Source organism: Niallia sp. MER 6 (assembly GCF_023714395.1).
GTDB lineage: Bacteria > Bacillota > Bacilli > Bacillales > Cytobacillaceae > Niallia.
Map to the genome: position 1 here is coordinate 174,517 of NZ_JAMAUK010000005.1, position 13,034 is coordinate 187,550.

13 protein-coding genes are annotated in these 13,034 nt (G+C 39.0%); 8 read left to right on the forward strand and 5 right to left on the reverse strand.

Going from position 1 to position 13,034, the window contains the following annotated elements:
- Nucleotides 1-72: 72 nt before the first annotated feature.
- A complete protein-coding gene (locus M3600_RS09440) occupies nucleotides 73-663 on the forward strand; it encodes a restriction endonuclease (protein ID WP_251645550.1) in 591 nt (196 codons plus the stop codon).
- 47 nt (nucleotides 664-710) lie between these two features.
- Here M3600_RS09440 and M3600_RS09445 read toward each other — a convergent pair whose 3' ends face one another.
- Nucleotides 711-1,481, reverse strand: coding sequence for a YhfC family intramembrane metalloprotease (locus tag M3600_RS09445; protein ID WP_251645552.1), 771 nt, complete (start codon nucleotides 1,479-1,481; stop codon nucleotides 711-713).
- A gap of 157 nt (nucleotides 1,482-1,638) precedes the next feature.
- On the opposite strand from M3600_RS09445, the gene M3600_RS09450 reads away from it, so the two are divergent.
- The gene (locus M3600_RS09450) at nucleotides 1,639-1,953 is read left to right on the forward strand and encodes a CHY zinc finger protein (RefSeq protein WP_251645554.1); all 315 of its coding nucleotides are present in this window, start codon (nucleotides 1,639-1,641) and stop codon (nucleotides 1,951-1,953) included.
- Nucleotides 1,954-1,963: 10 nt separating this feature from the next.
- Here the strand turns inward: M3600_RS09450 and M3600_RS28910 are convergent, their stop codons facing one another.
- From M3600_RS28910 to M3600_RS09460, 3 genes are all read right to left on the reverse strand, one after another.
- Nucleotides 1,964-2,092 (reverse strand): hypothetical protein, encoded by a 129-nt coding sequence (locus M3600_RS28910; RefSeq protein WP_267913273.1) that lies wholly within the window; start codon nucleotides 2,090-2,092, stop codon nucleotides 1,964-1,966.
- Between the two features lie 285 nt (nucleotides 2,093-2,377).
- Nucleotides 2,378-3,316 carry an acetamidase/formamidase family protein gene (locus M3600_RS09455; RefSeq protein WP_233313607.1) on the reverse strand — a complete coding sequence of 313 codons (939 nt, stop codon included), beginning with the start codon at nucleotides 3,314-3,316 and terminating at the stop codon, nucleotides 2,378-2,380.
- Between the two features lie 78 nt (nucleotides 3,317-3,394).
- Entirely contained in the window at nucleotides 3,395-3,739 is a 345-nt protein-coding gene (locus M3600_RS09460; RefSeq protein ID WP_233313608.1) for a hypothetical protein, read from the reverse strand.
- 350 nt (nucleotides 3,740-4,089) lie between these two features.
- Here M3600_RS09460 and M3600_RS09465 point away from each other — a divergent pair, with 350 nt between their 5' ends.
- The gene (locus M3600_RS09465; protein WP_233313609.1) at nucleotides 4,090-4,377 is read left to right on the forward strand and encodes a hypothetical protein; all 288 of its coding nucleotides are present in this window, start codon (nucleotides 4,090-4,092) and stop codon (nucleotides 4,375-4,377) included.
- Nucleotides 4,378-4,427: 50 nt separating this feature from the next.
- Here the strand turns inward: M3600_RS09465 and M3600_RS09470 are convergent, their stop codons facing one another.
- The gene (locus tag M3600_RS09470; protein WP_233313610.1) at nucleotides 4,428-5,738 is read right to left on the reverse strand and encodes a prolyl oligopeptidase family serine peptidase; all 1,311 of its coding nucleotides are present in this window, start codon (nucleotides 5,736-5,738) and stop codon (nucleotides 4,428-4,430) included.
- A gap of 224 nt (nucleotides 5,739-5,962) precedes the next feature.
- Here M3600_RS09470 and M3600_RS09475 point away from each other — a divergent pair, with 224 nt between their 5' ends.
- From M3600_RS09475 to M3600_RS09495, 5 genes are all read left to right on the forward strand, one after another.
- Entirely contained in the window at nucleotides 5,963-6,961 is a 999-nt protein-coding gene (locus tag M3600_RS09475; protein ID WP_233313611.1) for a LacI family DNA-binding transcriptional regulator, read from the forward strand.
- A 157-nt stretch (nucleotides 6,962-7,118) separates the two neighbouring features.
- Nucleotides 7,119-8,591: a tagaturonate reductase gene (locus M3600_RS09480; RefSeq protein WP_233313612.1), complete on the forward strand. Its 1,473-nt coding sequence runs from the start codon at nucleotides 7,119-7,121 to the stop codon at nucleotides 8,589-8,591.
- Between the two features lie 50 nt (nucleotides 8,592-8,641).
- A complete protein-coding gene (locus tag M3600_RS09485; protein WP_251645556.1) occupies nucleotides 8,642-10,132 on the forward strand; it encodes a UxaA family hydrolase in 1,491 nt (496 codons plus the stop codon).
- A gap of 156 nt (nucleotides 10,133-10,288) precedes the next feature.
- Entirely contained in the window at nucleotides 10,289-11,788 is a 1,500-nt protein-coding gene (locus M3600_RS09490; protein ID WP_233313614.1) for an MFS transporter, read from the forward strand.
- 107 nt (nucleotides 11,789-11,895) lie between these two features.
- Nucleotides 11,896-13,032, forward strand: coding sequence for a glycoside hydrolase family 88/105 protein (locus M3600_RS09495; RefSeq protein ID WP_311315895.1), 1,137 nt, complete (start codon nucleotides 11,896-11,898; stop codon nucleotides 13,030-13,032).
- The last annotated feature ends 2 nt before the right edge of the window (nucleotides 13,033-13,034 follow it).

The following is a 13,034-nucleotide window of genomic DNA, read 5'->3' on the forward strand; positions in this document are numbered from 1 at the left end:
TTACAACCTTTTGTGATTTTTTGTATAATTATATTCTCTCTGTCTATCCTTATGAATAAGGAGGGAACAGTTTTGCTATTTTTCGAAGTAATTGCAGGTATACTGATTGTCCTTGCTTTCATTCATTTTTTCTGGACAAAAAAGCAGGAGAATTATAAGGACAGTCTGATACTACAGCATCTCCATACAAGTCAGGAAATAAGAAAAACGTTAGCAATGGGTTTGTTTCTGCGTTTTCTTCCAGCTGATAAGCAAATTACAAGCAGTCCGGTCTGGGTGAAAGAGGAAGTAACCTTAGAGTTATTTGCTGCAAACCTGCTGGAAAGAACAAGAGGTGGCACAGCTTGGGTGCTGAATGATACAGATGAAACGGGTGTAAACTTGGAGCACCAAACAAAAGATGGGCTGTACTTAGGACAAATTAATAGCAATCAGCAGGAAGTCGGGGTTGAACAAATTGCCTTGATTCATTCAAACATCATAAAAAAACGTGCAGCAGGCGGTTATGTGATAACAGCTGGCACCTTTACGCCTAAGGCAATCACTTATGCTAAGGGGCTGAATATAGAACTAATGGACGGCATGGCACTTGCTGATCTATGGCTAGTAAGCTTAAGGAATGCGGAAAAGGAAATGAGTAGTATTAGGCCGCAGCTGACATAAAAAAAGGAAAATTCTCTGCGTGCTAAAGAGAATTTTCTTTTTTTTAGTTAATGAAATCTGTTTTTTATTCGGTAAGTGAAAATGACAGAGATTACTGCAATGCTGAAAAGAATTGCTTCTACAGCCAGCAGGCTTTTGATGACTCCCGCTTGGTATAAGCCTGGCAGGAAGTTAGCAGCAGCATGAAACAGAATCGCATACATTAAATACTTCCATTGTTTTTCCCTTATTGAAAGTAAAACGAGGATAGACAAGGCAATATGAAGGGCGATGGCACATATTCTTTCCATTCCGCCTGCAGCAAACAGCCATATGCTTGCGTTGGCAAGCTGTTCCTTGATGAGATTCAGCTGTCCCTCAGGGAGAGAAGCACCAAGCGTTTGCTCAAGACTTCCAGATTGGATAAGAAAATAAATGACTAACGTATTTACAGCAGAAAAAGCTCCGATTAAAACCGATTCTGTTCCGCCATGCCCGAGCCCATAGGAAAGTCCGTCTCTGTAAGACCGGTTGTTTTTTAACATTACTTGAAACGCAAAATATCTGCCGACTTCCTCAAATATTCCCGCCGCAAATGCCCCATATACTGCGAAAATATAAGGATTGTCTGTCCATTTCAATGCAATTCCTGATGGGGCAAGGACAGCTACATGCAAAAGCTTTTCTAGTATTTGTGAAAACAAAATAAAGATGAGTACTCCGGCTCCGAAAGCTTTCCAGGTAAACATGTTTTTAACACGCAGCACAATTAAGAGGATGATGGGAATAATGACAGTTAGCACAATTTGTAGCAAGACTCCTGTAAGAATCGTAGACATAACTTTTCCTCTCCTTTCTATTTATCTGTTATATATAATGTATAACAGAAAGAAAAGGGTGTCAATTACTAATGGGTATTTCTTAAAGAGATTGGAATGGAAGTATTCTAAAAAATCATTGTATAATATAATCAGTTCTGCTTTAGGAGGAAAGACTATGCAAGTTCACGGATTTACGATAGATAATGAGACGAGATGCAAGCACTATCACAGTGCTATTGATGTTATCGCCATTAAATTCTATTGTTGTAATACATACTATCCTTGTTATAAATGTCATGAAGAGGCAGCAGATCACAAAATTCAAGTTTGGCCGAAAAATAAATTTGCGGAGAAGGCTATTCTTTGTGGTGTGTGCAATACAGAGCATTCCATTGCTTCGTACAAGGAAATGAGCTCTTGTACTGTTTGTGGTGCGAAGTATAATGACAGATGTTCCTTACATCATCATTTATACTTTGCAGCGGAATAATAATATTAATTCAATTCAGCCACTTGCCGATAGCCCGAAACAGAAACCGCACGAGAAGATAAAGGGGTTCAGCTAATTCCATTGCTAATTCTGCCGCGTCAGCACGATCCTTTTTTTCCTTTTTCTTTTTTAGTTTCATTTCTTTAACCTGCCTCCTGTGATTTCGTTATATTTGTATTACTTGTATATTAACTATTTATACAAGTAATACGCGCTGATTTTTAAAAAGTTTCAAAATATGGAAAAGAAGAGACAAAACAAATATAACCTATGTAAATCAGTGTCCTTCACTTCAATCCCCTAAGTTAATAAATAATGTATTAAAACCGAAAATACAAAAAACCAAACTATTAATCAATAAAGGATATAAATAGTTTGGTTTTGAATTAGATTTACATACGTATGTTCCAGCATGTTTTTCCAGTCATGATCTTATTGCGCCGAAAGGCAATACGGCATGCACTCCCTTTACGCCATTGACAACTTGCGTAATCCGCAGATCAACAGCGGCACTTGCTAAGGCAGCAGCTTCTGTTCTGTTGATTTGGTATGTATTTTGCATGAAAGAAATCATTTCATTTAAGGCATCTGCTGCTGCGATATTTAAGTCTTCATTAAATCCTAGTGTTATCCAGCCTGAGGGTGTTTTTGCAATGGGTGCTTTCAGCTTCATATCATTCCTAACAATAAGCGTAATGTCAACAAGTTCCATCGGACACTCAATTGCAGTACCAGAAATTTCTCCGTCCCCTTGCAGCGCATGTCCGTCGCCTATAGAGAAAAGGGCATGCTCAACAGCAACAGGCAAAAACAGGCTGCTGCCTTTCACCAATTCCTTACAATCGATATTTCCGCCACAATAACGGGGAGGAGGTGTTGCGTGCACGCCTTCTTCCATTGGCGCCACTCCCATTACTCCCATAAATGGTTTAAGAGCAACTGTAAATGTTTTTCCATTTATATTTGTGCTGCCTGTCATTTGCTGTGAGTCAAGCTTCCAGTCAAGCTGAATCCTTTCTTCGTCTGCAATCCCAAGTGTGAGATTCTGCCAATTTTTAATACCGCCGCTCCAATTTCTGCCGTACCAGCCTGGGACAATCTCATTTATTTTAATTTCCAACACCATACCTGGCTGCGCATTTTTAACAGCAATTGGTCCAATCATTGGATGGCCGGGCTTTTTTTCCTGCTGACTGGAAATGAATGTTTTGTATTCAGCAGTTTCTGATTCAGAAAAGCCCCACTCAATATCTAAAGTTTGTAATTGAATACTGTCTCCTGATTCAACTGTCAGTACAGGGCGGTAGTCCTTGCTGAACGAACCATGAAAATTTTCTTGCTTTAAAGTTAATATATGTTTCAAGCAAACACTCCTTTCTTTTGCCTTTTATTTCTATATCCGAATAAAAAAACCCTTTTTCAGGAACTGAAAAAGGGTTTTTTAATAATAATTTTTTTCATCAGGAGTATGAATTTTTGTAAGAGTATGCACTTTTGTCGAAATTAATTTAGAAGATAGACGCTGCTTTAATGTAGGAAATATATGGCTGACATAATCATCTATCGTTCGGCAATAAGCTATTTCAGACAAATATATTTCAAAAGAACAGGACACACGAACGTGAATATCTCCATCTAAATCAAAGGGTTCAGAAACGGAAAGCACCTCGTATTTATCAGAAAACTTATTTTTTACTCCGTTAATCTTTTTCGACACATGCAGTTTATAGTTAGAAGTTTGTGTCGGCTTATAGTTAAAGTCTACTATACCAATTGCATTAATCATTGTTTCCTCCAAAAAAATAGACTAATAATGATTATACCATTTTAACAGAAGATGATAAGAGGAAACAGTAAAACGTTATGATTGGAAAAAGCAGGCATATAAGTAAGGGAGAGTCATATATATAAATAGTACGGCTTAAAGGGTGTTATGGTCTTTATCCTTTTCTTTTATTTCTTTGGCTCTGTAACACCGCTATTATTCTCTTAAAAATTTTTGCTGTTGCTTAAGAGACGATTATGCAGTTTAGACCAGCCATTCCATTTCATTACAGAGTTTATTTTTATGAAGGTTGGCCATTCATTCCTGAATCTAAAGGGAATGGAAAAATAATTTTTCATAAAGGAGACTATATGAATACAAAAGCAAAAATCAAAGGTGTAAAGTATAAGCCAGAGTATAATCATCCGAGATATAAAGTGAAATTAGAGACACCAGAGGGAAAAGAGCTAATCATAGAGTTCGATTATACAGACACATCAGGGAAGAAGGGCTATAAACCGATCGGTGTGAGACATGATGGAGAAGATATGGGTGTAAAGCTTTCATGGTATTCAAGGCATGTAGAAGGAATGACTGTATCTGAATTTTTGCGGATTTTAGCATTTAAGATAAATAAAAAATATAAAGTGATTTCTTAAATACTTAAATTGGTATCGAAAGCGGCTGGGCAACAGCCGCTTTCTTTTATTTATTGCAATGTTTTGGAAGAAAGCCATTCCATAATCGTCATGTTTTTACCGTTAATAGCCGTTACAGGGTCGTTGTTAAAAACATAAATCCAAGACCAGTGACCATCATATTGATAAGCACTTCCATCTGCATTGCGGTATAATCCGGATGTGTCATGGACGTCGTTATATAAGCTTAAATGGACATCTTGTGCATTTGCGGCAATAAGCCTTTCGTATGTTGGCAATGTGTTTAATTCTGGAAGCAACGTTGTATCATTTTTGGCTGTTACAAACCAGGTTGGTGTTTCTTTTAGAGCTGTAATATCTTCATCTGTTACATATTTATCATTTAAACCTTCGCACACAGGAAAGGCTGCTGCGAAATAGCCAGGGTGATCACGAGTCATAAGCAGTGTCATATAGCCACCATTTGAAGCTCCGCCGATATAAATACGATTTTTGTCAATGTCACGATTCTTGTTAACATATTCTTCAATGAGAGACATCAATGCTTCTGAATATTTGGAAGTGCCATCTGCTCTGCCTGTCAGCCCATCCATCCAATAAGTTGGAGCTTGAGGTGCCAATACGTATGCACCACCAAAAATGGATTGCATGTCGTCAGAAGCAAAATTCACTGCTTTGTTTCCAGAAATAGGGATGGTGGCATCCGTCCCGCCTTCACCGCCGCCATGCAGCCAGATAATTAACGGGTTTTTCTGTTTATCCTTTGCAGGGGCGAAATCAGCATATGTCAATGTAGTGCCATCAGCTGAATGTTTTCCTAAAGAAAATTCACCTACCAGGCCATTTTCTGTCCCCTTGTATGAAGTGACAAGAAGGCCGGAAATCGACTTACCTTTAGTTTTAATATCCTTTGCTTGTTGAATTTCATAACTAAAATCAACCCATTCGTTTAAGCCTGTTGCAAAGTCATAGTTCATCGCCGCACCTATTGTCACAGTTGGGCCGTGCTCGAGTTCAATAACTACATATTTGCCGTTTTTGGCAGCGTTTCCATTTTTGTCGGAAACAAAGGCATTTGTAACATTATTATAACCTTCCTCTAACAGGGGATTGGCAAGCCTGCTGTCACTCCTTGTGACATGTACTTTAAAAGTGTCTTTATCTACGCTGTTTTGGGGAATAGTTTTTCCAATATCTACAATTAGCTTGGTTACTGCTGGACCCCAATCCTTCACTTCGATAACTGTGCGATAAGAAGTATTATTCTTCCCTTTTTGTGCAGCACTTGCACCAGTGCTGTAAGAGAAAACTAAGATGAAGCCTAAAGTAAACAATAATGCAGATTTTATGTACTTGTTCATGTTTTAGCAGCTCCTCTCTTATGTTTATGAAACGCTTACAAAAATAATGCTATCATGTTGGCAGACTTGTGATAAGGGATAAAAAGCCTATTTTAGCAAGTTAACCCATTAATATAGTAAAAAGTCATCGTACGGAAGCATTAGTTTGTTTTTTGCTTGTCTTGACCATTGCTGAAATATTCAAGTAAACTAATAGAGAAACCATGAAAAAGTGAGTGATACCATTGGGTGTAACGATAAAGGATATTGCTAAATTAGCAAACGTGTCACATACGACTGTTTCTAGAGCGCTAAATGGAAGCCCTCTAATAAAACCAGATACAAGAAAAAAAATCTTGGAGCTGGCAGAACAGCTTCAGTATGTGCCTAATTATAGTGCCAAAAGTCTTGTCCTGAAGAAATCCTATACCATCGGCTTGTTCTTTACGAGCATATCAAATGGGACTTCGGCAAGCTTTCTTGCCAATGTAATAAAAGGAGTAAATGGGGAGATAGATGAGAATTATAATTTGTTTGTCAGAGGAATAGATGACTTTAAAGATTTAGCGGCAATCAACAGCCAAAGGTTTGACGGTATTGTCTTGATGAGCCAAAGCGATGACGATGATGCATTCATCCAGCATGTGCAAAACCAAAATATACCGATAGTTGTTCTAAATCGGGAAATTGATGATCCTTTCATTACGAATATTCTATCCAATGATGAATCTGGTGCAATGGAGGCAACTAGTTACTTAGTACAGCAGGGGCATGAACGGATTGGGATTATTGAAGGGAAAGAAAGCTTTAAAACAGCAGTAAAAAGAAAAAATGGCTATATGCAAGCATTGCTGCAAAGCGGCTTGGCCATAAACAAACGGTATATGGTTAAAGGCAGCTATGATATGGAAAGCGGCTATCAAGCAATGGAAAAACTTTTAGGATTAAACAATCCACCAAGCGCTGTTTTTTGTTCCAATGATGATATGGCTATCGGAGCGATTAATGCAGTATTTGCAAAGGGGTTGCATGTGCCTGACGATATTTCGATTGTAGGCTTTGACAACAGCCCATTCTCCCAATATGTAACACCAAAGCTGACAACTGTTCAGAGACCGATTGAGCAGATCAGCAGAAAAGGAGCGAAAAAACTGCTTGAACTTATTAATGATCCAAATGAGACTGGTGAAAGTGTTTTCGTTAAAACAGAACTGATTGTCCGAGATTCTGTACTCAATATATAATATAAAAATGTTCACGTGAGCATAATCGGATGATTATGCTCATATTTTATTAGTAAAAGGTTGATAGAAATGGAAATCGAATGTATATTAATTTTGTATACGTTTTATTTGGCTTCACTCAAAATGTTAACGTGTGCATAAAAAGGAGGCGTTTTAGTTGAATAACAGCATAAAAGATTGTTGGACGAAAAAGTCTGGGAGATACCCTGAGAAAATCATTCAATTTGGCGAAGGTAATTTTCTGCGGGGCTTTGTAGATTGGCAAGTAGATAAGATGAATAAAAAAGCAGATTTTAAAAGCAGTGTAGCAGTTGTGCAGCCTCGTGCAAACGGAACAGTCTACAAGCTGAACGACCAAGACGGACTTTATACTTTATTTCTTCAAGGCATTAAAGATGGCGAGGCCGTCAGAGAGCATACAGTAATTGAAGCAGTTTCAAGAGGGATTGATCCGTATCAGCAATACGATGAATTTTTAAAACTCGCAGAAAATCCAGAGCTGCGCTTTATCATTTCCAATACGACAGAAGCAGGCATAGCTTATAATCCTGAAGACAAGTATACAGATACACCTCCAAGCAGCTTTCCAGGGAAGCTGACAGCATTATTGTATCATCGTTACATGCATTTTAAAGGAAGCAAGGATAAGGGAGTTGTCATTATTCCATGTGAATTAATTGACAGGAATGGAGAAGAATTAAAAAAAATCGTCCTTCAATATGCGGAATTATGGAAATTGGAAAGTGATTTTGTTGAATGGTTAACAGAACCTACAATTTTTTGCTCGAGTTTAGTAGACAGGATTGTTCCAGGCTATCCGAAGGATTCCATTAAGGAAATTACCGAAGAATTAGGGTATGAGGATAGCCTTATCGTAGTAGGAGAGCAATATCATTTATGGGTTATTGAGGGACCTGATTGGCTGAAGAAAGAATTACCTTTAGAGGAGGCAGGACTTAATGGATTCATCGTAAATGATATGACACCATACCGAACGAGAAAGGTGCGGATTTTAAATGGAGCACATACAGCGCTAACACCGGTTTCTTATTTATGCGGACAAGAAACGGTGGGCGAAGCGATGCTTGATGAGCAGATCGGCGGGTTTGTCAGGAGCCTGATCTTCGAAGAAATTATCCCGACAATTGACCTTCCTGAAGAGGAGCTAATCATGTATGCGAACGACATTATCGACCGCTTCTTAAACCCATATATTACCCACTATGTTATGGATATTTCCTTAAATTCTATTTCAAAGTTTAGAACAAGAGATTTGCCGACATTATTGGAGTATGCAGAACGAAAGGGCGAGCTTCCACAGAAGTTAGTTTTTTCGTTCTGCGCTCTCCTCTCCTTTTACAAAGGCAAACGGGGTCAAGATATAATTATCCTTCGTGACGATAAGGAAATTATCTCATTTTTTGATAAACAATGGAGTACAGTGGACGAAACCCGTACCTCTCTTTACAGCTTTGTCACCTCCGTTTTAGGAGAGAAAGCGTTGTGGGGGCAGGACTTAAGTGCAATCGAAAGCCTAGCTGACACTGTTACAGACTATCTTATGATGATGGAAACTTCCGGAATAAGAAATGCCCTTCAAGCATGCATGGAAAATAAAAAATCACTGTAAATAGCTGTCTGGAAAGTAGTCTAAATACTTAAATAAATGGAGGAGTAGACATGCGGGATTTTATTAAAATCAACGAAAGGGACAATTGTATAGTTGCCCTAAAAAACTTAAAAGCAGGCACTAAGCTGGTTGTAGACGGCAAGGAACTGACATTAACAGAGGATATTGGATATGGGCACAAAATCACTATTGAAAAAGTTGCTGCTAACAGTGATATTATCAAATACGGCTTTCCAATTGGCCATGCAACAACAGATTTGCTGGCAGGCAGTTGGGTGCACACACATAACACCAAAACAAATCTGTCTGGCATCGAGGAATATAGCTATTCTCGGCAAATCAGAGATAACCCGTATACAAAGGTAAATAAAACATTTAAAGGATACAGGAGAAAAAATGGCACTGTCGGTATTCGCAATGAACTATTTATTGTGCCCACAGTCGGCTGTGTTAACGGGATAGCTGACTTAATTGTAAAGGAATTCACCCGTGAAGTCGGCGATATTTCCCCTTTTGAAAACATTCAAGTAATCAAGCATAATTATGGCTGTTCTCAGCTTGGAGATGACCATGAGTATACTAAGACAATTCTCGGAAATGCAGCAACCCATCCGAATGCTGGCGGTGTATTAGTGCTAGGACTAGGCTGTGAGAATAATATTATTGAAGATTTTAAAGACTCCCTTGGAGAGTTCAATGAGAGCAGAGTGAAATTTTTGTCCTCCCAATCTGTGTCCAATGAAATAGATGCTGGCGTCTTGCTGTTAAAAGAGATTTATACAAATGCAAAAAGCGACGTGCGGGAGGATGTTCCTTTATCCGAATTAAAAGTTGGGCTGAAATGCGGCGGTTCAGATGGCTTTTCTGGTATTACCGCAAATCCTTTGCTTGGACGCTTTTCTGATTTTTTAATAGCGCAAGGCGGAACAACTGTGTTAACGGAAGTGCCAGAAATGTTTGGTGCAGAGAAGATTTTAATGGAGCGGGCTGATACAAAAGAGGTGTTTGAAAAAACAGTAGCTTTGATCAATGATTTTAAGCAGTATTTCATGCGTTACAACCAGCCTGTTTACGAAAATCCTTCTCCAGGGAACAAAGCAGGCGGAATTACAACACTTGAAGACAAATCACTTGGATGCACCCAAAAGGCAGGGTCAGCGAAAGTCGTAGATGTGCTGAAATATGGAGAGAAGCTCGCTAAACACGGTCTAAATCTGCTAAGTGCTCCAGGGAATGATCTTGTGGCAACATCTGCGTTAGGTGCATCTGGCTGCCAGCTTGTTTTATTTACAACAGGGAGAGGAACGCCATTTGGCAGCTTTGTACCAACGATTAAAGTGTCGACAAATACACCTCTTTATCAAGAAAAATCACACTGGATTGATTTTAATGCGGGCAGCCTGCTTGAGGATGTAGAGGAAGAGGCCGTCCTTGAGGAGTTTATTAACTATATTATTGATGTTGCCAGCGGGATGCAGGTAAATCACGAGAAAAATAACTTTAGAGAAATTGCTATTTTTAAAGATGGTGTAACGTTATAGGATGGAAGGTGTGGAAATTTTCACACCTTCCAAAATATTTTGTGACAATAAGATGACATCGATTGCTCAACGGTGAACAATCTACTATAATAAAAAATGTTAACGTTAACATTTTTTGAACAAGAATTATTAATACATGTAGGGAGAGAAGGCAATATGGCTAGAAAGATAGGTCTGACACATCAGCTTGCTTATGGAAGCGGTAACTTATTGGGAAGTGGAGCACTCGCTATCAGCGGAGCGTGGCTGATGTATTTTTTAACTACTTTTTGCGGTTTGTCTGCAGTTCAGGCAGCCTCCATCTTTTCAATCGCAAGTATAGTGGATGCGATCAGCAATCCAATCATGGGATTTATAACAGATAATTTCCATAAGACAAAGCTCGGCCGCAAATTTGGCAGACGGCGATTCTTTATTTTACTCGGAATCCCCCTTATGCTAGTGTATCCAATGATTTGGATGGAAGGGTTCGGATACTGGTATTATTTATCTGCATATATACTGTTTGAATTGATCTATACAGGAATCATGGTTCCTTATGAAACGATTGCTACAGAGATGACAGACAGCTTCTCTATGCGGACAAAGCTGACAGGCTATAAGGCTATCTTCGGTAAAATCGCGGGCTTTTTAGCAGCATTCATACCAGGACGTTTTATCGCAGAATATGGACAAGATGTGGCGAAGCCATTTTTTTACACAGGCATCGTGTATGGAGTCATTATGATGCTAGCCATGCTTGCGCTATATCTATTCTCGTGGGAGAGACCGCTTGAGAGTATTAAGAATGAGGACAGCGCCGGCAATCTCTTTGAATCTTTGAAAAAGCTTGTGGTTGATATGCTGTCTACTTTCAAAATCAGAACCTTCAGGCATCATTTAGGAATGTATTTGTTTGGTTTTGGGGCAGAGTGGCTGTTCGCTTCTGCGTTTACTTATTTTATTATTTTTGGATTAGGACAAAGCTCGGAGGTTGTATCCAATCTAAACAGCATGAACTCTATTCTGCAATTGATTTCAACAGCAATCTTTATCGGGATATGTTTGAAGATGGGCTTTGCCAAGCCGTATAGAATGGCGTTAACGATTGTTGTTCTTAGTGTAATAGGCTATACGGCGCTTTTTTTAACTGGATCTTCTAATCTTGTCATTTTGATCATTGTTATTACAGCTATTTTCGGATTTGGTACTGGCGGTGTTTACTATATTCCATGGACAGTATACACATTCTTAGCTGACGTTGATGAGCTCGTGACTGGAAGACGAAGGGAAGGAATATATGCGGGCACAATGACATTTGCAGGAAAGCTTGTTCGCGCTGTTATCGTCTTTTTGTTAGGATGGATTTTGGAGAAATTCGGCTTTGTTTCCGGCAATGCGGCACAGCCTGAATCTGCTGTCAATGCCATTGTATGGGTGTTTGCCGTTGGAGTCATCACGCTTGCCATAATCGCTATTTTAGTCACATACAAGATGAAACTGGACAGCAAAACACATGCGATGATTATAAAAGAAATAGAAAGAATCAACAATGGCGGTTCCAAACAGGAAGTAGACAAGGAAACGAAGGAAATAGTGGAATATTTAACAGGCTTTAAGTATGAACAGTGCTTTGGAAACAATTCGCTCGGCTATCAAAGCAGGAAAACGGTTTAGAAATAACGACAGGCAGAAAAGTTTATTGTTGAAAAAATTCTTGAAAACTCTTACACTATAAATATAAATGTTAACGTGAACATAAAATGAACAAGAGGTGAGTAAAGGTGGAGAAAACGTTTGAAAAGAAGAAAACTTATAACGGCTGGGGAGCAAAAGCTGCGAAAAGCGTGATGAAAAGAAAGCCGGAAATTAACCCGAAGATGAAGTGGGAATACGAAGACGGCGTCGTTCTGGAAGGAATGTACCTGCTATGGAAGCAGACGGGTGACAGAGAATATTTAGACTATATTCAACGAAATCTTGATTTGTTTGTCGACGGGGTCGGCAATATTCCAAAATACAGCTTAAAGGAATTCAATATTGATCATGTTAATAACGGAAAAATTCTTCTAGATTTGTATAAAGAAACAAGGGAAGAAAGATACAAAAAGGCCGCTGACCTGTTAAGAGAACAGCTGCGCCGCCATCCCCGTACGAAGGAAGGATCTTTCTGGCATAAACAAATATATCCTTACCAAGTGTGGCTTGACGGTTTATATATGGGATCTGTATTTTACGGTAAACATGTCCATTTCTTCGGGAAAGAAGAAGATTGGGAGGATGTCATCAATCAATTTCTGCTGTGTGAAAAGAACACGAAGGATGAAAAATCAGGATTACTGCATCATGCCTATGATGAAATGAGAGCACAGCCATGGGCAGATAAACAAACAGGACTGTCAAAGCATTACTGGGGCCGTTCAATCGGCTGGTTTGCGATGGCGCTTGTGGATGTTCTGGACTTTTTGCCAAGCAGCCATCCGCAAAAGCAGAGATTAATAGAAATGCTTGAGGAAGTTCTTGCAGCTGTTATGAAGGTGCAAGATAAAGAAACTTCGCTTTGGTATCAGATTATGGATCAAGGCACTAGAAAAGGTAATTATTTAGAATCCTCTTGCAGCTGCATGTTTCTTTATTCTATCGCCAAAGGTGTGCGCCAAGGCTATCTCGGTGACGAATGGTTTGCAGTTGCAGAAAAAGTTTATGAAGGCATTCTCGACGAATTTATTACAGAAACAAAAGAAGGCTATATTAATGTTAATAAAATCTGTTATGTCGGCGGGCTTGGCGGTGCTGATAAGAGGGATGGGTCTTTCGCTTATTATATCAGTGAACCGATTGTTACAAATGACCATAAAGGAGTCGGACCATTTATTTTAGCAAGTGCTGAGATGGAATGGCTTAATCAAAAACGGAAATAGGG

Excerpts from the sequence above, each read along its gene's own strand:
- M3600_RS09450 (WP_251645554.1), top strand. The coding sequence starts at position 1,639 with ATGCAAGTTCACGGATTTACGATAGATAATGAGACGAGATGCAAGCAC.
- M3600_RS09490 (WP_233313614.1), top strand. The coding sequence starts at position 10,289 with ATGGCTAGAAAGATAGGTCTGACACATCAGCTTGCTTATGGAAGCGGT.
- M3600_RS09460 (WP_233313608.1), bottom strand. The coding sequence starts at position 3,739 with ATGATTAATGCAATTGGTATAGTAGACTTTAACTATAAGCCGACACAA.
- M3600_RS09465 (WP_233313609.1), top strand. The coding sequence starts at position 4,090 with ATGAATACAAAAGCAAAAATCAAAGGTGTAAAGTATAAGCCAGAGTAT.
- M3600_RS28910 (WP_267913273.1), bottom strand. The coding sequence starts at position 2,092 with ATGAAACTAAAAAAGAAAAAGGAAAAAAAGGATCGTGCTGACGCGGCA.
- M3600_RS09445 (WP_251645552.1), bottom strand. The coding sequence starts at position 1,481 with ATGTCTACGATTCTTACAGGAGTCTTGCTACAAATTGTGCTAACTGTC.
- M3600_RS09485 (WP_251645556.1), top strand. The coding sequence starts at position 8,642 with ATGCGGGATTTTATTAAAATCAACGAAAGGGACAATTGTATAGTTGCC.
- M3600_RS09470 (WP_233313610.1), bottom strand. The coding sequence starts at position 5,738 with ATGAACAAGTACATAAAATCTGCATTATTGTTTACTTTAGGCTTCATC.